The sequence below is a fragment of the Janthinobacterium sp. B9-8 genome (genome assembly GCF_000969645.2).
Classification (GTDB): domain Bacteria; phylum Pseudomonadota; class Gammaproteobacteria; order Burkholderiales; family Chitinibacteraceae; genus Iodobacter.
Genome location: NZ_CP014222.1, coordinates 3,643,019 through 3,666,744, shown reverse-complemented (window position 1 = coordinate 3,666,744; position 23,726 = coordinate 3,643,019). Strand labels below are relative to the sequence as shown.

19 protein-coding genes and 3 rRNA genes are annotated in these 23,726 nt (G+C 49.9%); 18 read left to right on the top strand and 4 right to left on the bottom strand.

Features of this window, described 5'->3' with window-relative positions:
• The first annotated feature begins 1 nt into the window (after position 1).
• The 17 genes from fliF (at position 2) to VN23_RS16425 (ending at position 17,730) form a co-directional block, all read left to right on the top strand.
• On the top strand, positions 2–1,672 hold the full coding sequence (gene fliF, locus VN23_RS16505) for a flagellar basal-body MS-ring/collar protein FliF (protein ID WP_046353560.1): 1,671 nt from the start codon (positions 2–4) through the stop codon (positions 1,670–1,672).
• Positions 1,656–2,672 carry a flagellar motor switch protein FliG gene (locus tag VN23_RS16500; RefSeq protein ID WP_046353559.1) on the top strand — a complete coding sequence of 339 codons (1,017 nt, stop codon included), beginning with the start codon at positions 1,656–1,658 and terminating at the stop codon, positions 2,670–2,672. Before fliF ends, VN23_RS16500 begins: the two co-directional genes overlap by 17 nt.
• Positions 2,669–3,328 carry a flagellar assembly protein FliH gene (fliH, locus tag VN23_RS16495; RefSeq protein ID WP_046353558.1) on the top strand — a complete coding sequence of 220 codons (660 nt, stop codon included), beginning with the start codon at positions 2,669–2,671 and terminating at the stop codon, positions 3,326–3,328. Before VN23_RS16500 ends, fliH begins: the two co-directional genes overlap by 4 nt.
• A gap of 2 nt (positions 3,329–3,330) precedes the next feature.
• Positions 3,331–4,641, top strand: a complete 1,311-nt coding sequence (fliI, locus tag VN23_RS16490; protein ID WP_046353832.1) for a flagellar protein export ATPase FliI — start codon at positions 3,331–3,333, stop codon at positions 4,639–4,641.
• Positions 4,638–5,078, top strand: coding sequence for a flagellar export protein FliJ (locus VN23_RS16485; protein WP_046353557.1), 441 nt, complete (start codon positions 4,638–4,640; stop codon positions 5,076–5,078). The genes fliI and VN23_RS16485 overlap by 4 nt, the downstream gene beginning before the upstream one ends.
• An 81-nt stretch (positions 5,079–5,159) precedes the next feature.
• Entirely contained in the window at positions 5,160–6,521 is a 1,362-nt protein-coding gene (gene fliD / locus VN23_RS16480) for a flagellar filament capping protein FliD (RefSeq protein ID WP_046353556.1), read from the top strand.
• Positions 6,522–6,590: 69 nt separating this feature from the next.
• Entirely contained in the window at positions 6,591–6,977 is a 387-nt protein-coding gene (gene fliS, locus VN23_RS16475; RefSeq protein ID WP_046353555.1) for a flagellar export chaperone FliS, read from the top strand.
• A complete protein-coding gene (locus VN23_RS16470) occupies positions 6,964–7,245 on the top strand; it encodes a hypothetical protein (protein ID WP_046353554.1) in 282 nt (93 codons plus the stop codon). Before fliS ends, VN23_RS16470 begins: the two co-directional genes overlap by 14 nt.
• Positions 7,242–8,174, top strand: a complete 933-nt coding sequence (locus VN23_RS16465; RefSeq protein ID WP_052746787.1) for a flagellar hook-length control protein FliK — start codon at positions 7,242–7,244, stop codon at positions 8,172–8,174. The genes VN23_RS16470 and VN23_RS16465 overlap by 4 nt, the downstream gene beginning before the upstream one ends.
• 17 nt (positions 8,175–8,191) lie before the next feature.
• Entirely contained in the window at positions 8,192–8,632 is a 441-nt protein-coding gene (locus VN23_RS16460; RefSeq protein ID WP_046353553.1) for a hypothetical protein, read from the top strand.
• A 3-nt stretch (positions 8,633–8,635) separates the two neighbouring features.
• Positions 8,636–9,337, top strand: a complete 702-nt coding sequence (gene fliA, locus VN23_RS16455) for an RNA polymerase sigma factor FliA (protein ID WP_046353552.1) — start codon at positions 8,636–8,638, stop codon at positions 9,335–9,337.
• Positions 9,338–9,356: 19 nt separating this feature from the next.
• A complete protein-coding gene (gene motA / locus VN23_RS16450; protein WP_046353551.1) occupies positions 9,357–10,223 on the top strand; it encodes a flagellar motor stator protein MotA in 867 nt (288 codons plus the stop codon).
• Positions 10,224–11,189, top strand: coding sequence for a flagellar motor protein MotB (locus tag VN23_RS16445; protein ID WP_046353550.1), 966 nt, complete (start codon positions 10,224–10,226; stop codon positions 11,187–11,189).
• A 415-nt stretch (positions 11,190–11,604) separates the two neighbouring features.
• Positions 11,605–13,138, top strand: a 16S ribosomal RNA gene (locus VN23_RS16440).
• 332 nt (positions 13,139–13,470) lie between these two features.
• Positions 13,471–16,360: ribosomal RNA gene (locus VN23_RS16435) — 23S ribosomal RNA — on the top strand.
• Positions 16,361–16,491: 131 nt separating this feature from the next.
• A 5S ribosomal RNA gene (gene rrf / locus VN23_RS16430) occupies positions 16,492–16,605 on the top strand.
• The 16S, 23S and 5S rRNA genes sit together here, the layout of an rRNA operon.
• A gap of 360 nt (positions 16,606–16,965) precedes the next feature.
• Positions 16,966–17,730 carry a CHAD domain-containing protein gene (locus tag VN23_RS16425; RefSeq protein WP_046352494.1) on the top strand — a complete coding sequence of 255 codons (765 nt, stop codon included), beginning with the start codon at positions 16,966–16,968 and terminating at the stop codon, positions 17,728–17,730.
• 11 nt (positions 17,731–17,741) lie between these two features.
• On the opposite strand, the gene VN23_RS16420 is transcribed toward VN23_RS16425, so the two are convergent.
• Entirely contained in the window at positions 17,742–18,758 is a 1,017-nt protein-coding gene (locus VN23_RS16420; protein ID WP_046352633.1) for a transporter, read from the bottom strand.
• 215 nt (positions 18,759–18,973) lie between these two features.
• Here VN23_RS16420 and VN23_RS16415 point away from each other — a divergent pair, with 215 nt between their 5' ends.
• Positions 18,974–20,179 (top strand): glycerophosphodiester phosphodiesterase, encoded by a 1,206-nt coding sequence (locus VN23_RS16415; protein WP_046352495.1) that lies wholly within the window; start codon positions 18,974–18,976, stop codon positions 20,177–20,179.
• A gap of 86 nt (positions 20,180–20,265) precedes the next feature.
• Here VN23_RS16415 and fabI read toward each other — a convergent pair whose 3' ends face one another.
• The 3 genes from fabI to VN23_RS16400 are packed head-to-tail and all read right to left on the bottom strand — an operon-like array spanning position 20,266 to position 23,726.
• Positions 20,266–21,054 (bottom strand): enoyl-ACP reductase FabI, encoded by a 789-nt coding sequence (fabI, locus tag VN23_RS16410; RefSeq protein WP_046352496.1) that lies wholly within the window; start codon positions 21,052–21,054, stop codon positions 20,266–20,268.
• Between the two features lie 58 nt (positions 21,055–21,112).
• Entirely contained in the window at positions 21,113–22,300 is a 1,188-nt protein-coding gene (locus VN23_RS16405; protein WP_046352497.1) for an acetate/propionate family kinase, read from the bottom strand.
• A gap of 37 nt (positions 22,301–22,337) precedes the next feature.
• Complete coding sequence (locus VN23_RS16400; protein ID WP_046352498.1) at positions 22,338–23,726, bottom strand: bifunctional enoyl-CoA hydratase/phosphate acetyltransferase; 1,389 nt, start codon at positions 23,724–23,726, stop codon at positions 22,338–22,340.

Below are 23,726 nucleotides of genomic sequence, written 5' to 3'. Positions count from 1 at the left end.
TATGTTCGCACAATTAAAAACGGGATTTGAAAATTTACGCTTAAAGAATATAGAGCGTAGTAGCAATCCTGCGTCGTTTATTAAGCTGGTTTTACCCATTATTGTATTGGCCATTGCAATTAGCGTATTGCTTATGCTGTATTTATGGCACGACGATTCTAATTACAAACCTATTTTTGGTAATACAGAAAAAATTGCCGCTGCAGATATGATGGCCGTGCTAGATGCGGAGCATATTAAATATCGTCTGCATCCACAAAGTGGCCAGGTTCTGGTTGAAAACGCCGATTTAGGCCGTGTTCGTATGCTATTGGCTGCTAAAGGCGTGGTCGCCAAATTACCCGCCGGCCTTGAATTACTCGATAAAAACGATCCCTTAGGCGTCAGCCAGTTTGTACAGGATGTACGATTTCGCCGTGGCCTAGAAGGCGAATTAGTGCAGAGTATTCTGGCATTAGAGCCTATTGCTAATGCGCGGGTGCATTTATCAATTGCCAGATCTTCTTCATTTGTTGATTCGGGCATTGATAAAAGCTCTGCTTCGGTGATTGTTGCTTTAAAGCGCGGCCAAAAATTAAATCAGGAACAAATTGCTGCCATTGTTAATTTAGTGGCAGGCAGCGTGTCTAGCCTTAGCCCGCAAAAAGTCACTTTGGTGGATGAGGCGGGTAGTCTTTTATCTGCGCGTCTTGAGGCTGGTGCTGCTGGTTTTTCAGGCAATGAAAACGATAGCGCCAGCCGCTACCGCGAAGAAACATTACGCAGCATTCGTGATCTGCTTGATCCGGTGTTAGGCGCTGATCATTTCAAGGTGAGCGTCACCGCCGATGTTGATAACGATCAGGTAGAAGAGACGCGTGAGCAATATGGTGAGCAGCCAAAAATCACCAGTGAGGCCACGCGTGACGAGCAAACCAGTGAGAAAAGCGCGATTGGTATTCCTGGTTCATTAAGCAATCGCCCTGTTAATGCTGCGCCTGCCAATCCTGAAACTGACGATAGCCGCTTTAAGAAAAATGCGATGACTCGTCAGTATGCTTACGACAAGAGTATTACCAGCACTAAAAAAGCCCGTGGCGCACTGCGTCGCTTAAATGTGGCGGTGGTCTTGAGTAATGCAGCAGCTCCTTCGGTAAAAACCGGTTGGACGCCAGCGCAAATTGCCAATATTGAAAAGATTTTATGTAATGGTTTGGGGATCGATAGCGAGCGGGGCGATCAGCTCATGGTTTCTGCCCTGCCGTTTACGGCCCGCCCGGTGGCGATGCCTTGGTGGCAAGAGCGCAGCACCATTTACGATGCCATTAGTGCCTTGGCTTATGTGCTTGGTCTTTTGCTGGCGTTCTTATTTTTGGTGCGACCGGTATTTAAGCTGCTTAAAGAATGGACCGCCAAGCCTGCTACTCCCTTGAGCCTAGCCGCACCGCCAAGCGAGCTTGATATCACGCCAGCCAGCTCCGCTACGCTTGCTGCAGAAGGCCATGCCAAATCTACAACAGCCCACAGCTCGGCAATGCCGGTGGTGCCTTTACTAGAAAATTATGATCTTCCTCCGGCGGGCTCATCCGTTGATGTGCTGGTCGATCACTTGAAAGAGCTGGCCGCTAAAGAGCCGGAACGCGTTGCCGAAGTCGTTAAACAATGGGTGCAAAAAGATGGACGCAATCAATAATCAGCCCGAAACCGCAATGACGCCGGTTGAGCAGGCAGCCATTGTTTTATTGAGCATGGGCGAAGAGCCTGCTGCCAATGTGTTGCGCTGCCTAGGGCGTGAAGAATTGCTGGCCGTCACGCAGGTGATGTCGCGCATGAGTGGCATTAAGGTCGATACGGTAAAGGTATCGATTCAGAAATTTTTTGATGAATACCGCGAGCAAAGTGGCGTACACGGTGCTTCGCGCTCGTTTTTACAGCGCTCTTTGGATTTGGCCTTAGGCGGCGATATTGCCAATAGCGTGCTCAATAGTATTTATGGCGACGAGATTCGCCCGAAAATGGCGCGGCTGCAATGGGTTTCCCCGCAGTGGCTGGCGGACCGAATTAGCCACGAGCATGTGCGCATGCAGGCGGTGTTTTTAGCTTTTCTGCCACCTAACTTGGCAGGCCAAGTGATTGAAGCGCTGCCGGTGGCGACGCAAGATCATGTGCTGGTTGGTATTGCCCGCCTAAAAGAAGTGGATCGCGAGTTGCTGCTTGAGCTGGAAGAGCTGGTGAATCGCTGCTTGGATAATTTGCATACTCAAAGTACCGAAGTGGCGGGTATGCAGCAAACCGCCGACATTATTAATCGCTACTCGGGCAATAAGCAGCAAATGATCGAGCTATTGCGCGCCCATGATGCAGATCTGGTGGCAGAAATCGAAAGCCGTATGTACGACTTCTTTATCTTGTCGCGTCAGACCGAAACAGCCTTGATGCGGATTGTGGAAGACGTTCAGCTAGAGCAGTGGGCGATTGCATTGAAAGGCGCAGAGCCGGAAGTGCGTCAGGCGATTACCCAAACTATGCCACGCCGTCAGGCTCAAAGCTTCGAAGATATGATGCGCCGCTCCGGCCCCGTGCCGCTGAGCCGCGTGGAAGAAGTTCGTAAAGAAATTATGGCCATCGTGCGCGAATTAGCCAGCACGGGCGAAATTGATTTACAACTCTTTCCAGAGGCGGTGGTCGAGTGAAATCGGTTCGCCCTCATCGTTTTCCTTCTTTACAGCGCTTACAAGCTCAGTCTAGCCATACCGAAGATGCTGCACCCTTGTCCGCCGAGGCTTATCAACAGGGTTGGGATAGCGGCCATAACGATGGTCATGCCGAGGGTTTAATCAGCGGCGATGCGGCAGGTTTTGCCGAAGGCCACGCGGCGGGTCTTGCTCAAGGCGAGGCCGAAGCAAGGTTGGCTGCCTTAGCACGCTTTGATGAGAAAGCCGCCCTGATGGAGCAGCTTTTACAACAGGTGCAGCGAGCGAGCGATGATTACCAACTGGCCTTGCGCCAAGAAGTGGTTGATTTGGTGGCCAAGGTCGCCAAGCAGGTGATTCGCTGTGAGCTGACTTTACAGCCGGTGCAATTGCTGGCCTTGGTCGATGAAACCCTAGCAGCAACGTCGCAAACGAATACCTCGGTTGCCGTGCATTTAAATGCCGAAGAATGCCAGCGTGTGATTGAGCTGGCCCCAGAGCGCGCCGCACGCTGGCAGCTGGTGGCCGATCCGGATCTGGCGCCGGGCGAGTGCCGGATTCGCAGTGCAGAAATGGAAGCCGATGCGGGTTGTATGCAGCGTTTGGATCTGTGCATGGATCAATTGAAAGAGCAGCTGGTGCAGGTTGCCGAATGAGTGTGATTGGTGACGCGCTGCGCCGCTTAGATTTAAATGACGTTCCTGTTGCCACGATGACCGGACGCCTGATTGGCGTGACGGGTATCTTATTAGAAAGTATTGGTTGCCCCTTAGAAACCGGCCAGCGTTGCCTGATTGAAACCTCATCAGGGGAGTGGATTCAGGCGCAGATGGTTGGCTTTCGCCGTGAAGTTTCATTTTTAATGCCTTTCAAAAAGCCGGTTGGCTTGCTGGCGGGCGCGAGAGTGCAGGCCGCACCGCAGACCAGCTCGCTGATGATTGGTGAATCGTGGCTGGGCCGGATTGTGAATGGCTTGGGCGAGCCGATGGATGATCTTGGCCCGCTAGGAGGAGACAAACCGTTGGCTGCCGCACCTCCCAAAATTAATCCCCTGCGTAAACAGCCGGTGGTCGAGCCGCTAGATATTGGCGTGCGCGCCATTAATGGTTTGCTGTCTTTAGGCAAGGGCCAGCGCGTCGGTTTATTTGCCGGTAGTGGCGTGGGTAAAAGCGTGCTGCTGGGAATGATTACTCGTAATACCTCGGCCGATATCGTAGTCGTTGGCCTGATCGGTGAGCGTGGCCGTGAAGTGCGTGAGTTTGTCGATCACTCGCTGGGCGCGGAGGGCTTGGCAAAAGCCGTGCTGGTGGTGGCCCCTGCCGATGAATCGCCGCTGATGCGTTTGAACGCCACCGAGCTTTGCCACAGCATTGCTGCCCATTATCGTGATCAGGGCCATCGTGTTTTGCTGCTGGTGGATTCGCTCACTCGCTACGCCATGGCGCAGCGCGAAGTGGCTTTGGCTCTGGGCGAGCCACCCGCAACCCGTGGTTATCCGCCATCGGTGTTCGGGCTATTGCCTAATCTGGCTGAAAGCGCAGGCAATGGCGAAAATCCGCAGGGCAGTATGACGGCGATTTATACCGTGCTGGCCGAAGGGGATGATCAGCAAGACCCGGTGGTTGATACCGCCAGAGCCATTTTAGATGGCCATATTGTCTTATCACGCCAGCTGGCCGAGCGCGGGCATTTCCCCGCCATCGATATTGCGCAATCAGTTAGCCGTTGTATGAGCCAAATCAGCAGTGGTGAGCATAACGCCGTGTCGCGGCAGATTAAGGCGCTGTTATCGCGCTACCGCGAAGTGCGAGATCTGATCCCCTTGGGCGCTTATGTGCCGGGTATCGATGCAGAAACCGATAGAGCGGTGCGTTTATTTCCGCGTATCGAAGCCTATTTACAGCAGGCCGTGAATGAAGCCGCACCGCTGGCCGATTCACTGGCCGATTTAAAGGCGCTATTGCAATGAGTACGCCCCAAGCCGTGCAGCGTTTAGCACTGATGCTGCGTTTACGCCAAAGTGATGTGGATAAGCAAGAAACCGTGGTGCGTGATAAGCACCAGCTGACGCAGCGCTATCAAAAAAATATCAGCCGCATGGAATCGCTTTGCCAGCACCTAGGCGCAAGCGCTATGCCGCACCCTGCTTTGGCGATCAATGCCAGCGCGTTTAAACATTCGCTGCTCAATCTAATCACCTTGCAAAAGCAAGACTTAGCCTTGGGTGATGCCGATCTGGCGGTGGCACGCAAAGATTTATTAGCGGCTGTAGCGCGCCGTGAAGTGATGGATAAATTAGGCGAGCAAGAGCGTATAGCACTGCAAAAGCTGCGTGAGCGGGCTTTGCAAAAGTTATCTGATGAAACGGCTACGCAAGCTTATTTGCGTAGAAGAGGGTTGGTGTAATTATTTACATTTTTTAATGGCAAGGCTTTGGTCGCCTTGTTTAATTAGAATCCTCTAATTTGCTTTTACGGACAAAACGCCATGGCAGAAATTAATCCCCAGCAACTGGCCAGCCAAGTTGCCAGCTATGCAGTACAGCAGGCGCAAAGCCGTAATGACACGCGGACCAAAGATAATAAAGCGCGTTCTGATGCCTTGGTTCAGCTGCAAAAAACACTGCAAGATTTTAAAACCACGCTGGGTGGTTTAAGTGGCAAGAAATCGGTCGTGGCCCATGTTGCAGCTTTGAGTCAGGAAGGGGTTGCTACGGTAACGGCCAGTGCTAAGGCGCAGGATGGTCATTACTCGCTGTTTGTAAAGCAAGTCGCCACGGCAGAGCAGCAGGCATTTGCCCGCCTCGATGGGATGAGTGTGGCCGCTGGCGATAAGCTCAATATCAAAGTGGGCGCGGCAACCATTGCCATTGATTTAGCCACAGCAGATAAAGACGCCGACGGTAAGTTATCGCTTACCGAATTGGCGCGCAGTATTAATCAATCCAAAGACAGCTCGGGCAAAGTAAGCGCCATGGTGCTGACGGCTAATGGCCAGTCGCAATTGGTGCTGACTTCCAGCCAGACAGGCGAAGCCAATAGCTTGCAAGTCAGTGGGAGTGGGGCAGGGGTCGAGGCTGCTTTGGCACTTGAAGCGCCTAAGGTTTTATCTAAGGCGCAAGATGCCTTGGTGTATTTAGGGGACGAAAACACCGGCGTGCCGATCAAGCAGGCATCGAATACGTTTACCGGCATTGAAGGCGTAACGGTTAATTTAAGCCGTGCAATGAAAAGCGGCGACCCAGCATTAAAGCTCACTGTGAGCACCAGTAATAATGATACCGCAGCTAATTTGCAGACCTTTATTGATGGTTTTAATGCGGCGAAGAAATCGTTAACCGCCATGTTGGCCAATGCCAAAAATGATAAAAATGATGGCGGTAAACGGGATGCCGGTGGTGCATTCGCATCTGATTCGGGTATTCGCGCGCTGCGGGATAAATTAAATGGTTTGGTCAGACAAAGCTTTGATGGTGCGCGTCTGATGGACTTTGGCGTAAAAACCGATCGCGACGGCAATCTATCGCTTGATCGCACCAAGCTCGATAAAGCGCTGATCGAAAACCCGGCAGGGCTAGAAAAGATTTTTAACGCCAGCACCGGTACTGATCTGATTAAAGAAAATAACGATTATCTTGGCAAATGGTTGAACGCCAGCAATGGTTTATTAAAAACACGCAAGGAATCAGTTTCTAAAGCAGCGGGTGATTTAAGCGCTCAGGCCGATAAAATTTCTAAGCAATACGATCAAGCTTATCAGCGTGCTTTAAAGCAATTTACCCAGCTTAAGCAGCTGCAGGCGCAAATGAGTGAAACATCTAGCATGTTCGACAGTATGTCGTTTGTTTAGTAATTAGGGTGGGCTCTGGGCGTGCTCGCGCGGGTTAGCCCAGATACATGCAAGCAAAACGAGGTTGTAATGGATTACGAAGCGTATAGCAGTTATCACTCGGTGAATTTGGAAGCACAGACTTCCAATGCCTCGCCAGTGCAATTGGTTTTGGTTTTATTTGATGGCCTTTTGGAAGAGCTCGCTCGTGCCAAAGCGCATATGGAACACAAGCGCTTCGAGCAGAAGGGCGAGAGTATTAATAAGTGCATTGATATTTTAAATGGTTTATCCAGCGCGCTTGATTTTGATCAGGGTGGTGAAGTGGTCACCAATCTGGCACGTTTATACGATTTTTGTGTCTACCGGCTTTATAGCGCTAGCAGCCAGTTAGATGTTGAAGGCGTGGTAGAAGTTGAGCAATTATTAGGCACCTTGCGCGGTGGTTGGCTGGGTGTGCGTGATGCCAAGGCTTAAAGCAATCAGCGCCAAAATGGCCGAAATGCAGGGCGCGTTGGCAGAGCAAGATTGGGAACAACTTCTCACTCTGGATGCACAGTTTGCCGCTTTGCTGTCGGGTCATGCTTGGAGTGAGCAAGAGCAGCAAGCCTTGCAAAATGTGCATAGTGCTTATGCCACTATGCAGGAAGCCTGCCGCCTAGCGACCAAGGAGCTGGCAGATAAATTGGCCCAGTTTGCCGAGCAGCGAGATGCCAGCCTTGCTTATGCAGCGGAGGCACTATGAATCTGCTTGCAAGCACGATGGCGGCCCCTGCGGATTTAACGCCTCAGCTCATTAATACCTTACCGCTTGATCCTTTGCTGGTCATGTCTTTTAGCGGTGAAATGTTGGACTGTGCAGCGCCACTTCCAGCAGTTGAGGGGGAAGTGAAGGCTGCGGCTACGACGGATGCTACTGAGCAGCCTGCAGTCGTAGCCAGTGTGGATGCTTCTCTCTTGAGCATGCCCGCATTTTTCGCGCCCATTATTCCTAAAATGCCTGAGCGACAAGCATCAGCACCCGCCGCTGAATTAGTTTTAGCGGAGCAGGTATCGTTAGCGCCTCAGCAGCTCGCTACTGTACCCGCACAGCTCTTAACTACATCTAATAGTGATGTAGATGCACCCGTGCTAAAAAATGATGCCGCAGCAGTGATCGCTAATGATGTGCCGGATCAGCCTGTAGCCATTCGTCCGTTTGAATTAAATACGATGGCAGTAAGCCACATGCCAGAAGCCAAGTCTTCAGAATGGGCTCCCATCAAGCTAGAGCCTACGCAGCCTGCCAGCTGGTCTCGTCATTTAGAAACCGCACTAAAAGATCGCCTCGATGTGCAGCTTGGGCATGGTATTGAGCGCGCGGTGATTAAATTATCCCCGCCTATGCTCGGCTCATTAGAAATCAGCATTAAACATGAAGCGGGCGCTTTATCGGTGCAATTGCACGCCAGCAATAGCGATGTCACCAAGCAGCTGCATGCAATTACTGAGCAGATGCGTACTGATTTAAGCCAAAAGGAATACAGCAGCGTGGCGGTTGAGGTGAGAGATCCATCGGCGAATAAAGATGGATCTCCCAAAAAACATGCGGCTGAAACGGATGAGGTCGGCCAGGCTTTGGCGGAATTAGACGAAGAAGCGAGTGAGTTTGGCTCCATTCTGGCGCGCATTTAATCGATCTGGAAATCACCATGTCTAAGAATATTATTTTTATTGTTTTAGGTTTATTAGTTGCTGCCGGAGTGGGCGGCGGGGCGGCTTATTACTTTAAGCAAGATAGCGCGCCTAAGGTTGCCAAGGCCGAGCCAGTTGAATATAAGTTTGCCTCGGTGGATAAGATCATAGTCATGCTGCGTAATGATGATGGCAGCTCTTTATCGACCCATTATATTGCGGTGGATTTGGTGTTTAGAACCAGCAAGGAAAAAGAAGCCGAGATTAAAAATCATCTGCCTTTTTTAAAGAGCACCGCCGTTAAAGTCTTGTCTCATCTCAATCTGAATATGGCCAATAAAATGACCATTGAGGATTATCACGCGCTCTTAAATAAAGAGTTCTCCGTTGCCTATAAAGGCGTTGCATCAGATAAGCCTTTTTCTGATGTGATGGTCAGCAAATTGATTGTTGAGTAAATCGTGGATCTTGCCGACGCTTACGTTCATAGCGCTTTAGATAGCAAGCAAGAAGCCGCTCAGCTGGCCGCCTATATGCCGCTGCTCAATCGTGTGCTTAGGCAGCTTTCATCGCAGGTGGGCTGTGTGCTGGATCGTGAAGATATGGAGCAAATTGGCCTGATGGCCCTGCTCGATTCATTGCGCCGTTATGGCACACCTGACGATCAGTTTGTTGGCTTTGCAATGCTGCGGATGCGCGGCGCTATTTTGGATGAGCTCAGGCGTCTGGATTGGCGGCCACGTTCAGTCAGGCAAAGTGCGCATCGTATTCGGGATGAGATCCGCGCCTTAAGGAAAAAACTAGGCAGGGAGCCAAGCGAAGCTGACACAGTCGCGGGCTTAGCCATCTCCGCCAAAGAATACCGTGATTATCAAATGGCCGAAAATGCCGAAGTACTGGCGAGTTTTGATGATTTGCTCTCTGAGGGCGTGCATGAATCAGGCGGAGCAGAATCGCCGGAAAACGGGGTAATTAATCGTCTTAGCTTAGCGCGGGCTTTGTCTGGTTTGGATGAAAAAGAGCAGCGTGTTATCCAGATGTATTACGAGTTTGAGCTGAATTTAAAAGAAATTGCTTTGGTGCTGGATTTAACAGAAGCACGGGTTTGTCAGATTAATAAATCGGCAATTAAGAAAATGAAAATCGCCCTGGGTGGGGCTTAATATAGAGTTGGAATAAAGCATGCAGCTGTTCTTAGGTATCGGCATCGTGATGATGTGTGTGTTTGGTGGCTTTTTTTTGATTGGGGGTACTTTCCACCTAATCTGGCAACCGGTTGAGCTGCTTATTATTATTGGCGCGGGCTTTGGTGCGCTGGTGCTGGGTAATCCTAAGCATGTGCTGGCAGAAATGCTGGGGCAAATCCGCCGTGTGGTGATGGGCAAGAAGCAGGGGCCGGATTTTCAGCGCCAATTATTATTATTGATGTATGAGCTGCTGATTACTGCGGGCCAAGGGCTTAAAGCATTAGATCAGCACGTCGAATCGCCAAGAGAAAGCGCATTATTTCAGCGTTACCCACTTGTTCTGGAACAACCCAAATTGCTTGCATTTATTGTGGATAACTTCCGCCTGATGGCGATGGGAAAAATCAATGCGCATGAATTAGAAGGCGTATTGGAGCAGGAATTAGAAGCGATTCACGAAGAGCTAAATCAGCCTTCCAAATCGCTGCATAAGATCTCTGAAGGTATGCCCGGCTTTGGTATCTTGGCTGCGGTGCTGGGGATTGTGATGACCATGCATACCATTAGTGAAGGCGCTGAAGTCGCCGAAATCAGCGAGCGCGTGGGGGCCGCGATGGTAGGGACATTTATCGGTATTTTCCTCTGCTACGGCGTGCTTGATCCGCTGTGCAATATGATGCATCAGCTGGTGAAAGAAGAGCTATCTAATTTGGAATGCGTAAAAGTGGTGCTGGTGACGCATGTATCGGGCAAGCCGCCTTTGCTGGCAATTGATGCGGGGCGTCGTTTGGTGCAGCTGAATATTAAGCCAAGTTTTTCTCAGCTTGAAACGTGGATCAACACGCTAGAGGGAACGGCTTAATTGAGTAATAAGAATAATAAGCATGAAGAAACAATTATCCGCCGGGTTTCACGCAAGCAAAGTTCTGAAGCACACGGCGGTGCTTGGAAAGTGGCCTTTGCGGATTTCGTATTGGCTTTGATGTGTTTGTTTCTAGTGCTATGGGTGCTTTCAGCCCGCGATAAAGAAAATATCGAGCGCGTATTGCGTAATGGCGCGGGGCGCTCTTTAGCTAGCAATGGCAATCGAGAGCTGATTGATCATCAAGGCAATCCCAAAGGAAGTTTAATCCCACGTGAGCCAGTACTTGGTACCAATCAATCGGGAGCGATTCAATCTGCTCAGGGGCAGGGCGGCGGCGCCCAGGCTTCTTTGCAATATTCAGATAATGCCTCGCCTAAAAAACAGTACGACACTCCGCGCGATATGCAGGAATTAGCACAAACATTTCTACAGCTATTTAAAGAAGCAGGGCTTTCTGAAAATATCCAAACCATTATTACCCCTTATGGCTTGCGCATCATGCTGCACGATACCGATAAGCAGGGCATGTTTGAGCGTGGCAGCCAAGTGCCTAGCGAGCGCTTTCGGCGATTGCTGCTGAAAATGGGGGCGATTTTCTCCCGCATAGATCACCAGCTCTTAGTGATTGGGCATACTGATTCAATGCAATATAAGAATGCCAATTACGCCGCGTTCTCTAATTGGAGCTTATCCAGCAACCGAGCGATGGCCGCCAGAGTCGGTCTCTTGGAAGGCGGCATGCCTGTAGAGAATATCTTGCAAGTTGTCGGCATGGCCGATCGAGCCCCTTACGACGTACAAAATCCACAAGCCGCATCTAATCGCCGCATCGAGCTATTAGTACTCACGCAAGATCAAGCACAGCAAATGGCCGATATGTTTGGCATGCCCAATGGTGGCAAGAATGAAATCAGTGTGGATCAGATGAATGCATCGCTAGAAAAGCCCAAAGCAGCGCCATAACAATGTATATGTAGATTCGTGAGCTTGATTTTTCCTGATTACTGAATAAATGATCAAAACCCGCAGGTTTTTTGAGAAGTTTTCAATATTAAAACGGCGCCGGTCTGTGGCTTTACGGTGTGAAGGTAAAAAAGAAACAAAACAGATGTTAGTTAGATCAATGACTTAGCGACTTAATTAGTTTTATCTCAGCAAGGGTGTTGACCGATGCGGCTCCAGCCCGTATATTTCGGCCTCTCGCTGCAGCACACACAGCAACACAGTGTTCGAGCAGTGGCGAAACGATCTTTAAAAAAATACAGTCGATGAGTGTGAGTGCTTGATTTGGAAGCGAAACAAGTGCTTGCATTAGTAAGGAGTAACCAGCGATGGTTGCTCTGAATAAAGTAAGCCAGTAAGTACTAGCATAGTGATTAAACTAAAGAGTTTGATCCTGGCTCAGATTGAACGCTGGCGGCATGCTTTACACATGCAAGTCGAACGGTAACAGGGTGCTTGCACCGCTGACGAGTGGCGAACGGGTGAGTAATATATCGGAACGTACCTAGTAATGGGGGATAACTATCCGAAAGGATAGCTAATACCGCATACGCCCTGAGGGGGAAAGAGGGGGATCGCAAGACCTCTCGTTATTAGAGCGGCCGATATCAGATTAGCTAGTTGGTGAGGTAAAGGCTCACCAAGGCAACGATCTGTAGCGGGTCTTAGAGGACGATCCGCCACACTGGAACTGAGACACGGTCCAGACTCCTACGGGAGGCAGCAGTGGGGAATCTTGGACAATGGGCGCAAGCCTGATCCAGCAATGCCGCGTGCGTGAAGAAGGCCTTCGGGTTGTAAAGCGCTTTTGTTCGGGAGGAAATCCTAGTGGCTAATATCCATTGGGGATGACAGTACCGGAAGAATAAGGACCGGCTAACTACGTGCCAGCAGCCGCGGTAATACGTAGGGTCCAAGCGTTAATCGGAATTACTGGGCGTAAAGGGTGCGCAGGTGGTTGATTAAGTGTGATGTGAAAGCCCCGGGCTCAACCTGGGAATTGCATTGCAAACTGTTCAACTAGAGTATGGCAGAGGGGGGTGGAATTCCGCGTGTAGCAGTGAAATGCGTAGAGATGCGGAGGAACACCGATGGCGAAGGCAACCCCCTGGGCTAATACTGACACTCATGCACGAAAGCGTGGGGAGCAAACAGGATTAGATACCCTGGTAGTCCACGCCCTAAACGATGTCTACTAGTTGTTGGGGAATTCGTTCCTTAGTAACGCAGCTAACGCGTGAAGTAGACCGCCTGGGGAGTACGGCCGCAAGGCTAAAACTCAAAGGAATTGACGGGGGCCCGCACAAGCGGTGGATGATGTGGATTAATTCGATGCAACGCGAAAAACCTTACCTAGCCTTGACATGTCAAGAATCCTTTAGAGATAGAGGAGTGCCGCAAGGAACTTGAACACAGGTGCTGCATGGCTGTCGTCAGCTCGTGTCGTGAGATGTTGGGTTAAGTCCCGCAACGAGCGCAACCCTTGTCCTTAGTTGCTACCATTTAGTTGGGCACTTTAAGGAGACTGCCGGTGACAAACCGGAGGAAGGTGGGGATGACGTCAAGTCCTCATGGCCCTTATGGCTAGGGCTTCACACGTCATACAATGGTCGGTACAGAGGGTTGCCAAGCCGCGAGGTGGAGCTAATCTCATAAAACCGATCGTAGTCCGGATTGGAGTCTGCAACTCGACTCCATGAAGTCGGAATCGCTAGTAATCGCGGATCAGCATGTCGCGGTGAATACGTTCCCGGGCCTTGTACACACCGCCCGTCACACCATGGGAATGGGTTTCACCAGAAGTAGGTAGGCTAACCGTAAGGAGGCCGCTTACCACGGTGGGATTCATGACTGGGGTGAAGTCGTAACAAGGTAGCCGTAGGGGAACCTGCGGCTGGATCACCTCCTTTCAAGAGAAAAGTCTTTTGGATTGAGTACTCACACTCATCGACTGTAGGTTTAAGGATTGTTGAATAGGATTCGGAATTAATAGGGCTTATCAAAGTCACATTAATTCTGATTTCTAAAATCAGCAAGACAGTAAATTGATCTTTAAAAAAATAGAAGAAGTAATACTCAAATTTAGAAATAAATAAGGGTAGATTGTATCAAAATCGATTATTCGAAGTCAGAACTGAATGATCGATGTCGCAAACAAAGCGAAATCAGATACTTTAAGGATGTGAATCGCTTTGCTCGTCTTCATTGACGAATAGAGTGCAACACGTGTTTGAGGTTATAGGATCAAGCGACTAAGTGCATCTGGTGGATGCCTTGGCGATGATAGGCGAAGAAGGACGCGTTAGCCTGCGAAAAGCTACGGGGAGCTGGCAAATAAGCATTGATCCGTAGATATCCGAATGGGGAAACCCGGCCCTTTTGGGTCACTCACTGCTGAATACATAGGCAGTGTAGAGCGAACTCGGCGAACTGAAACATCTAAGTAGCCGAAGGAAAAGAAATCAACCGAGATTCCCAAAGTAGTGGCGAGCGAAATGGGAAGAGCCTGCATGTGATAAATCAAACTTTAGTGGAACAGTCTGGAAAGTCTGGCGACAGTGGGTGATAGCCCCGTACACGAAAAAGATTGGTTGGTACTAAGCATGCGACAAGTAGGGCGGGACACGAGAAATCCTGTTTGAAGATGGGGGGACCATCCTCCAAGGCTAAATACTCATCATCGACCGATAGTGAACCAGTACCGTGAGGGAAAGGCGAAAAGAACCCCGGGAGGGGAGTGAAATAGAACCTGAAACCGGATGCATACAAACAGTGGGAGCCCTTGAAAAATGGGGTGACTGCGTACCTTTTGTATAATGGGTCAGCGACTTACGTTCAGTAGCAAGCTTAACCGAGTAGGGGAGGCGTAGGGAAACCGAGTCCGAATAGGGCGCATAGTTGCTGGGCGTAGACCCGAAACCAAGTGATCTATCCATGGCCAGGATGAAGGTGCGGTAACACGCACTGGAGGTCCGAACCCACTAATGTTGCAAAATTAGGGGATGAGCTGTGGATAGGGGTGAAAGGCTAAACAAACTTGGAAATAGCTGGTTCTCCTCGAAAACTATTTAGGTAGTGCCTCATGTATCACTGACGGGGGTAAAGCACTGTTATGGCTAGGGGGTCATCGCGACTTACCAAACCATGGCAAACTCTGAATACCGTCAAGTGCGAGCATGGGAGACAGACTGTGGGTGCTAACGTCCATGGTCAAGAGGGAAACAACCCAGATCGCCGTCTAAGGTCCCAAATAATCAGTTAAGTGGAAAACGAGGTGGGAAGGCATAGACAGCCAGGATGTTGGCTTAGAAGCAGCCATCATTTAAAGAAAGCGTAATAGCTCACTGGTCGAGTCGTCCTGCGCGGAAGATGTAACGGGGCTCAAACTGATAACCGAAGACGCGAATATGCACGATGTGCATATGGTAGAGGAGCGTTCCGTAGGCCTGCGAAGGTGTCTTGAGAAGGATGCTGGAGGTATCGGAAGTGCGAATGCTGACATGAGTAGCGATAATGCGGGTGAAAAGCCCGCACACCGAAAACCCAAGGTTTCCTGCGCAACGTTCATCGGCGCAGGGTGAGTCGGCCCCTAAGGCGAGGCAGAAATGCGTAGTCGATGGACAACGGGTTAATATTCCCGTACCGATGTAAAGTGCGATGGGGGACGGAGAAAGGTAGGTCAGCCATCTGTTGGAATAGGTGGTTTAAGCGAGTAGGCGTGTGGCTTAGGCAAATCCGGGCTGCTTTAACGCTGAGACGTGACGACGAAGTCTTCGGACTGAAGTGATTGATCCTATGCTTCCAAGAAAAGCCTCTAAGCTTCAGCTTTATATTGACCGTACCGCAAACCGACACAGGTGGGTAGGAAGAGAATTCTAAGGTGCTTGAGAGAACTCAGGAGAAGGAACTCGGCAAATTATCACCGTAACTTCGGGAGAAGGTGAGCCCAGAGTATGTGAAGGCCCTTGCGGCTGGAGCAGAAATGGGTCGCAGAGAAATGGGGGCTGCGACTGTTTATCAAAAACACAGCACTCTGCAAAGTCGAAAGACGACGTATAGGGTGTGACGCCTGCCCGGTGCTGGAAGATTAAATGATGGGGTGCAAGCTCTTGACTGAAGTCCCAGTAAACGGCGGCCGTAACTATAACGGTCCTAAGGTAGCGAAATTCCTTGTCGGGTAAGTTCCGACCCGCACGAATGGCGTAACGATGGCCCTACTGTCTCCTCCTGAGACTCAGCGAAGTTGAAATGTTTGTGAAGATGCAATCTCCCCGCTGCTAGACGGAAAGACCCCGTGAACCTTTACTGTAGCTTTGCATTGGACTTTGAAGTGGTTTGTGTAGGATAGGTGGGAGACATTGAAGCATGGACGCTAGTCTGTGTGGAGTCGTCCTTGAAATACCACCCTGACCCCTTTGAGGTTCTAACCTTGGTCCGTTATCCGGATCGGGGACCGTGCATGGTAGGCAGTTTGACTGGGGCGGTCTCCTCCCAAATTGTAACGGAGGAGCTCGAAGGTCGCCTAGGTACGGTCGGACATCGTACTGATAGTGTAATGGCATAAGGCGGCTTAACTGCGAGACAGACAAGTCGAGCAGGTGCGAAAGCAGGACATAGTGATCCGGTGGTTCTGAATGGAAGGGCCATCGCTCAACGGATAAAAGGTACTCCGGGGATAACAGGCTGATTCCGCCCAAGAGTTCACATCGACGGCGGAGTTTGGCACCTCGATGTCGGCTCATCACATCCTGGGGCTGTAGCCGGTCCCAAGGGTATGGCTGTTCGCCATTTAAAGTGGTACGTGAGCTGGGTTCAAAACGTCGTGAGACAGTTTGGTCCCTATCTGCAGTGGGCGTTGGAAATTTGAGGGGGGCTGCTCCTAGTACGAGAGGACCGGAGTGGACAGATCTCTGGTGTACCGGTTGTCACGCCAGTGGCATCGCCGGGTAGCTAAATCTGGAAGAGATAAGCGCTGAAAGCATCTAAGCGCGAAACTCGCCTCAAGATGAGATTTCCCCAAGGCTTTAAGCCTTTTAAAGGGTCGTTCGAGACCAGGACGTTGATAGGTCGGGTGTGGAAGCGCAGTAATGTGTTAAGCTAACCGATACTAATTGCCCGTAAGGCTTGATCCTATAACCTGAGACGCGTGTGCGCGACGGTATAATCTACCCAGATTAAGAGTTAAGTTTGAGTATTGAATTACTTCTTCTATTGAACTGAATGCGTTGTGGAGCAATAAGCACAACGTGTTAACCCGTTAAAGTCTGGCGACCATAGCGAGGTGGTCCCACTCCTTCCCATCCCGAACAGGACAGTGAAACACCTTAGCGCCGATGATAGTGCAGATTACCTGTGTGAAAGTAGGTCATTGCCAGACACCTTATGCAGTAAACAGAACCCCCGTACTCGAAAGAGGCGGGGGTTTTGCTTTGCGCGGAAGAAAAGTGGTTGCAAGAACCACCCGTGGTTTGCGTGTTGGGTTAAGCGATAAAGCTGCTACCCCAACCTACACGAGGTAAACCTCACATGCAGACTGCTACCCGATCTATGTGAAGTGATGTTTGCCTAGTTTCCTTGCGAAGCTGCGCTTAAGGAGGATTGTATTCAGGATCAAGTTCTTGCTATGAAAGTAAACTAGGGGTTTAATTGGCAGGTTTTTTATGGCTAATGCAAGGTTGAAGATGGTTTTCTTGCTCATGCTACTGCTGATCAATATTCATAGGGTGTTGGGATAGCTATGCCTAAAAAGAATGAGTTTTTGCAGATTATTGCGGTGCAGCTAAGTCGGCTTGATGCTGCACGTACGCGGTTGCTGAATGGGCAGGATGCAGAGGCATTGCATGATTTTCGTGTGGCATTGCGTAGTTTGCGCTCTTTGCTGCCCATTGTGCTGAAGCGCTCAAAGCGGCTGGATGGCAGAATTCTTGCCGCATGGAAGGCCTTGGCTCAATTTACAGGGCCAACCCGAGATGCCGAAGTGTTGCTCTCTTTGGTGGGGGAGCAGATGAGTGCATCGCAAAGAGCTGCATTAGCTGTAACACACCGTGAAGGCCTGGCTGCGATTTCAGCCGCTTTAGCGGGGCCTGATTTTGCACAACTTGCTCATATTTCTCTGCAGCAATGCCGTTTGAGAATTGAGGTTTGTGGCTCTTTGCTTTTGAAGCGGAGGATTAAATCACAAGCGAAAGGCTATGAGAATTGTCTGGATCAAGCCGCGAAGAATGAATCTCCATCGTTAGAGCAATGGCATGAGCGGCGGCTGACAATTAAGCGGCTGCGTTATTTATCGCTGCTTGCCGCGAAGTGGTTGCCTAATAGGGTAAATCAATTGCAAATACCGCTTAAACAAGCTCAAACGGCGATTGGTAAATTGCATGATGCTGAATTAATTGCCCAATTTATGCATAAACAGAAGATAAAAAAGCCATTGATAAGAAAAGCTTACAAAGCTTGGCATAAACTAAGATGCCTGCAAAAGGCTGAGTTTATGGTTTTAGGTTAGAGTAATTATTTTTAGTCTTTATTGCGAAAAGCCCAAGTGGCGGCGAATATTAAAATAATCATGATGACTGCAACAATCATCCAGAAGCCATGTGGGTGTTCGGCAAGTGGTATGCCTCCCACGTTCATACCCATTAAACCGGCAATAATATTGACCGGCAGTGCCAGCACTGTCACTACGGTAAGAATATAAATGCTGCGGTTGGTTTGCTCGCTTACTTTGGCAGCCACTTCTTCTTGTAATAGCTTGATGCGCTCTACCAGAGCGGAGATATCACTTAAAACCGCTGAAAACTCTTCAGTAGATTGGCGTAGATCTTGTACATCGTATGGAGAGATCCACTCGGGAGGCCTGTTTAATAGCCTGAACAGGGCGGCTGGCTCGGGGGCTAATAAGCGGCATAAACGCACTAGCACGCGTCGCAGTACGCCTAAATCTGCCAGTTTGATATTGGGACGATAGGTGAGCAGCCGGTCTTCTTCTTTATCTACTTTTACCGCCGCTTCCCGCACGATCTTTATTAAGACATCGGCCTGATCGCGTAAGAGATTAACCATCAAATCAACGGGAGAGCGAAAGAGTGCTCCTGCCCGCACATGATCGCGTAGCTTATCAATCGAGCGTAACGGCTTGCTGCGTGCGGTAATCAATACATGCCGGTCCGCACTCATCCAGAGGGTGGCGGTATCTGAGGCGTTGAAAGCAAAATCAAATAAAACATCATTCACTACGCCAATCAGGCTGTGATCGGCGTATTCAATACGGGTTGATTGCGTGCCTTCATGTAAGGCTTCGAAGAATTGCTCGGACAGGCAGAGATTGGCTTTAAGCCATTTTTCTGCCGCAATATTGGTCAGGTTAAAATGCAGCCATAAATATTCTTCTGAAGCTTCGCTATTTGCCGTCTTTAGATAATCTTTGATTTGTTCTGATTCAATTTGCTGGCCGGGTAAGCCGGGTAGAAATAAATAGCCACAAATCATTCCTGTTTGGTCTGAGCCATAATTGCCGACTAAATTTGCAGCCATAACACCTGCTTTTATAAACAATACGGGTTGAAAAGTGACCATACTAGCTTGGCTTTGTTGCAGATGACCGCTACTGCTCTGAGCATCAGGCATAGGCAATATAGCTGCTTTATTAGATCCTTTTTAAAATTCATCTATACGTCATTTTTATGACTTAATAATGCAATTAATTGTTTCTAAAATGAGCGTTTTATCTATTTGCAGATCAATACGCCATGTTAAAACCTTCGATCCTCGCTTGTAGTATTGCTCTCGCTTTGAGTGCTTGTGGTGGTGGTAGTGATGATGCAACACCAGAGGCAGTAAAGCCTGCTTTATTAACACTGGATGGCCAGCAGCCTTTAGTTGTGGCTCATCGTGGGGCTTCAGGTGTTTTGCCTGAGCATACGCTTGAGGCTTATGCGAAAGCCATTGAGATGGGCGCGGATGCGATTGAGCCTGATTTGATCTCGACAAAAGATGGCGTGTTGATTTCACGTCATGATCCTGAGCTTAGCGGCAGCACTGACGTGGATAGCCGCCCAGAATTTGCAAATCGTAAGCGAAAAGATAAGGTAGATGGCGAAGCGTTTGATGGTTGGTTTGCCAGCGATTTTACTTTGGCTGAGATCAAAACGCTGCGCGCCAAAATCACCACGGATCCAGCACGTCCACAGCAATTTAATGGGCTGTATGCAATTCCAACGTTTCAAGAGATTATTGATTTAGCCAAGCTCAAATCGACGAGCAGCCGTAGTATCGCGGTTTATCCTGAAACCAAAAATCCTACTTATCATAGAAATATAAAGCTGGCTTTGGAAGATAAAGTCATTGAAATGATTAATAAAGCAGGCTGGAACAGCAAGACTGCACCGATTTTTGTGCAAAGCTTTGAGCCAAGCAGCTTGAAATATATGAAAGAGAAGGGCTTAAAGACCAAGCTAATTCAGCTGGTGGATGGTGATGATGTTGATTTGAAAACAGGCAAGGTGACACTAGCCTACCCTTATGATCGCCCATTTGACTGGAATACTTCGGGTGATAAGCGGTTTTTTACCGATATGCTGACACCCGCAGGCCTTGCTGAAATCAAAACCTATGCAGATGGTATTGGCCCTTGGAAACCTTATATTATTTCGGTGAAAGGCCAGCTTGCTGCTGATGGCAAGGTGATGGATGTGAACGGCGATGGCAAAGTTGATTACTCAGATGCCTCAAGCATTGCGCCTTCTACCTTGATTAGCGACGCGCATAAAGCAGGTTTGATGGTGCATGCTTATACTTTCCGCAATGAAAAGCGCCGTATTCCAGCTGATTTTAAAAATGATCCTAAAGCAGAATACAAAGCGTTTTTCCGCCTAGGGATTGATGGCGTATTTAGTGATTTTGCTGATACTGCCGTTGCGGCCCGCAATGAATACTTGAAAGAAATGGGGCGCTAATCACGCCATAGTGCTCTTGTGCTAAACAAAAACGGCTTTGCTGTCTTTGCAGCAAAGCCGTTTCACGTGGAACAGGGCGCAGATCATCAGCCCATGATATGAAAACCACCATCAATATAAATAGTGCCGCCGGTAATTAGCCTCGCACTGTCTGATGCAAGGCCAGCGCAGGCGGCACCTACATCTTCGATGCTCACGAGCGAGCGGGCGGGGGCTTCGGCGGCCGCTTTATCGAGTAATTCATCAAACTCTGCAATGCCTGACGCAGCACGGGTTTTGAGTGGGCCGGGCGAGATAGCATGCACGCGAATTCCCTTAGGGCCTAGCTCGGCAGCGGTATAGCGGCAGACGGACTCTAGCGCGGCTTTTACCGGCCCCATGATATTGTAATTTTTGATCACTTTTTCTGCGCCGTAATAGCTCATGGCAAACAGCGTGCCGCCTTTATCCATCAGCGGCTCGGCAAGGCGGGCCATTTCGATAAAGGAATAGCAGGAGACTTTCATTGCCGTATGGAAGTCTTCTTCGGTGACATCAACCACACGACCATGCAGGGCTTCTTTAGGGGCAAAGGCAATCGAGTGAATGGCAAAATCCAAGCGGCCCCATTTTTTGCGAACTTCTTCAAATACGGCTTCCATTTGCCCTGCTTGCAGCACATCCATAGGCAGAAAAATCGAGGCTTCCAGCTCGGTAGCCAGTGGCTCTACATAGGGGCGGCCTTTTTCGTTGATATAGGTGATGGCTAGCTCGGCTCCTCTTTGTTGGAATGCTTTAGCGCAGCCGTAGGCGATGGAATGCTGGTTAGCGATGCCGATGATAATGCCTTTTTTACCTGCCAGTGTTTCATGCGGGGAGATGCTGAGCTGGGTCATCTTGCGTCCTTAAATGGTTGAGTGTGGGAGGGGCGTACTGTGCGGCCAGCTTGCCCAATCACAAGCCGAGTTGGGTACGAGTATGGCGTGCAATCATGAGTTCCTCATTGCTTGGAATCAACCATACGGTGGTGGGGCTATCTATGGCACTGATACAGAATTCATTTGCGGCATTGGCATGGGGATCAATCTCGATGCCTAACCACTGTGCTTGCTCACACACTCGCTGGCGGATAATGGCGCTGTTTTCGCCTATGCCTGCGGTAAAAACCAGTGCATCCAAGCCATTCATGCTGGCGGCGAGCGAGCCTAGTTCCCTGCTGATGCGATGTACGAAATAATCAACGGCCAGTGCGGCTTGCGGTTCATGGCTATCGAGTAAAACGCGCATATCGCTGCTAATGCCCGATAGCCCAAGTAGGCCGGAGCGTTTATAAAGTAGCTCTTCTACTTGCTGAACGCTAAGTTGCTCCTGCTGTAGTAAATATAAGACGACACCTGCATCCAGATTGCCGGTGCGCGTGCCCATCATCAGGCCATCTAATGCTGTAAACCCCATGCTGCTTGCCACGCTTTTACTATTTTGCACGGCGCACATGCTGGCCCCGTTGCCTAAGTGGGCGATCACGACTTTGCCTGCAGCCACTTCAGGCTCTTGCTGCTTGAGCACGGAAGACACGTATTCATAAGACAGGCCATGAAAGCCATAGCGGCGGATGCCACGCTCATAGCAGTTATAGGGCAGGCCAAATAATTGGTTGATCTGCTCTTGGCTGCGATGAAACGCCGTATCAAAGCAGGCGACCTGAGGCAAGTCTGGCCGTGCTTCTGCTACGGCACGAATAGCGGCCAGATTATGCGGTTGATGCAGCGGGGCCAAGGGCGTTAGCCCTTCGAGTGCGCCTATCGTGCCAGGGGTAAGCCGGAGTGGTGCGGCATAGTGCGCACCGCCGTGCACCACACGATGGCCAACACCGAGTAATTTAAGATCAGGATATTGGTCACGTAGCAGGGTGGCGATGGCGTGCAGGCCCTCGCTATGGCCGATGCTTTGATTGCTTTCAGGTAAAGGCTGATCGGCCAAAATCTGATTATGATGATCTTTGGCTACAAAGTGCGGCGCGGTGCCTATGCCTTCAACTTGCCCTTTGGTCATAAGATGCAAATCACTCGCTGCTTCATATTCAAACAAAGAAAACTTAAGGCTGGATGAGCCTGCGTTCAGAACCAGAATGGCCTTGGTCATCGCTTTAATCCTATGTGAGCACGGGTGATTAGTATCTTTAAATGCTAGCCTTGCTGGCCTCGGCGATTAAGCAGGCAATCGCGCAAGAAGCAAGCTTGGTGCGGTCGCTATCCGCACGGCTAGTGAGCACGATCGGCACTCTGGCGCCTAAAACAATCCCTGCTGCGTCGGCATTACTCATAAAGGTGAGTTGCTTGGCGAGAATATTGCCTGCTTCTAAATCGGGCACCAGTAAGATGTCAGCATCCCCGGCGACCGATGAGTCGATTTTTTTAATGCGAGCCGATTCATAGCTAATGGCGTTATCCAATGCTAAGGGGCCATCGAGAATTGCGCCGGTGATCTGGCCTCTATCGGCCATTTTGCACAGGCTGGCGGCTTCTAAGGTAGAGAGGATTTTAGGATTGATGGTTTCTACCGCAGATAAAATAGCCACTTTAGGCTTAGCAATTCCTAAGATGTGCGCTAAATCGATGGCATTTTGGCAAATGTCGAGTTTATCCAGCAGGTCGGGGTAGATATTGATCGCTGCATCAGTCACCAAAAGCGCTTTATGATAAGTCGGCACATCCATAATAAATACATGGCTGATCCGGCGCTCGGTGCGTAGTGTGCTTTTAACTACCGCGCTCATTAGCTCATCCGTATGCAGGCTGCCCTTCATCAGTATGTGTGCTTCCCCGCTGGTGACTAGCTCTACTGCCCGGTTGGCCGCTGCGTGGCTATGTGCTACGTCTTCGATTCTGAAGGTGCTGATATCCAGAGCATATTGTGTGGCGATGGCTTGGATCTTGGCTCTTGGGCCAACTAGAATCGGCTGCATTAAGTTCTGTTCTGCCACTGCAATTGCTGCTTTTAGTGAGGAAACGTCGCAAGGGTGAGCAATGGCTACGCTAAAGGCAGGCAGCTCGTTGCAGCGCTCGAGCAGGGCCTCAAATGCATGATGGGTTTGCACGCTGACAAGGCCTGCATCAGGGCGAGTTAAGGTGATTTTTTCTGAGGGGGCAACAACCTTGGCAATGCCTGTCATAATAGTTTGGGCATGCTGATTACTGCATTGGCAATCAAAACTGATGATATGGCTTTCTGGGTATTTTTCTCGCACGGTAATGCTGATTTCCAGCGTGTCTCCTAAGATAGCCGCCGCATGAAATTGTAGATTTTGCCCTACATAAACCGTGCCAGGCCCTGGTAGCTGGCTGCCTAGCAGCCCCGATATCTGCGCTCCCAGCCACATGCTAGGGGCGGTTGCCCCGCTAAACCCGGCATGATTGGCAAAGGCGGTCTCTAGATGCGTTGGGTTGAAGTCTCCTGCTATGGTGGCAAAAAGCTGAATATCACGCATAGACAAGGTGTGCTGCGCACTCGCGCAATCGCCGATTTGTATTTCATCAAAACAGCGATTTTGTAAGGTGATTGAGCTCAT

Bases quoted from the DNA above. Each gene is read 5' to 3' on its own strand.
- fliF (WP_046353560.1), top strand. From the start codon at position 2: ATGTTCGCACAATTAAAAACGGGATTTGAAAATTTACGCTTAAAGAAT.
- VN23_RS16500 (WP_046353559.1), top strand. From the start codon at position 1,656: ATGGACGCAATCAATAATCAGCCCGAAACCGCAATGACGCCGGTTGAG.
- VN23_RS16485 (WP_046353557.1), top strand. From the start codon at position 4,638: ATGAGTACGCCCCAAGCCGTGCAGCGTTTAGCACTGATGCTGCGTTTA.
- fliD (WP_046353556.1), top strand. From the start codon at position 5,160: ATGGCAGAAATTAATCCCCAGCAACTGGCCAGCCAAGTTGCCAGCTAT.
- fliS (WP_046353555.1), top strand. From the start codon at position 6,591: ATGGATTACGAAGCGTATAGCAGTTATCACTCGGTGAATTTGGAAGCA.
- VN23_RS16470 (WP_046353554.1), top strand. From the start codon at position 6,964: ATGCCAAGGCTTAAAGCAATCAGCGCCAAAATGGCCGAAATGCAGGGC.
- VN23_RS16465 (WP_052746787.1), top strand. From the start codon at position 7,242: ATGAATCTGCTTGCAAGCACGATGGCGGCCCCTGCGGATTTAACGCCT.
- VN23_RS16460 (WP_046353553.1), top strand. From the start codon at position 8,192: ATGTCTAAGAATATTATTTTTATTGTTTTAGGTTTATTAGTTGCTGCC.
- motA (WP_046353551.1), top strand. From the start codon at position 9,357: ATGCAGCTGTTCTTAGGTATCGGCATCGTGATGATGTGTGTGTTTGGT.
- VN23_RS16425 (WP_046352494.1), top strand. From the start codon at position 16,966: ATGCCTAAAAAGAATGAGTTTTTGCAGATTATTGCGGTGCAGCTAAGT.
- VN23_RS16420 (WP_046352633.1), bottom strand. From the start codon at position 18,758: ATGGCTGCAAATTTAGTCGGCAATTATGGCTCAGACCAAACAGGAATG.
- VN23_RS16415 (WP_046352495.1), top strand. From the start codon at position 18,974: ATGTTAAAACCTTCGATCCTCGCTTGTAGTATTGCTCTCGCTTTGAGT.
- fabI (WP_046352496.1), bottom strand. From the start codon at position 21,054: ATGACCCAGCTCAGCATCTCCCCGCATGAAACACTGGCAGGTAAAAAA.
- VN23_RS16405 (WP_046352497.1), bottom strand. From the start codon at position 22,300: ATGACCAAGGCCATTCTGGTTCTGAACGCAGGCTCATCCAGCCTTAAG.
- VN23_RS16400 (WP_046352498.1), bottom strand. From the start codon at position 23,726: ATGAGCTCAATCACCTTACAAAATCGCTGTTTTGATGAAATACAAATC.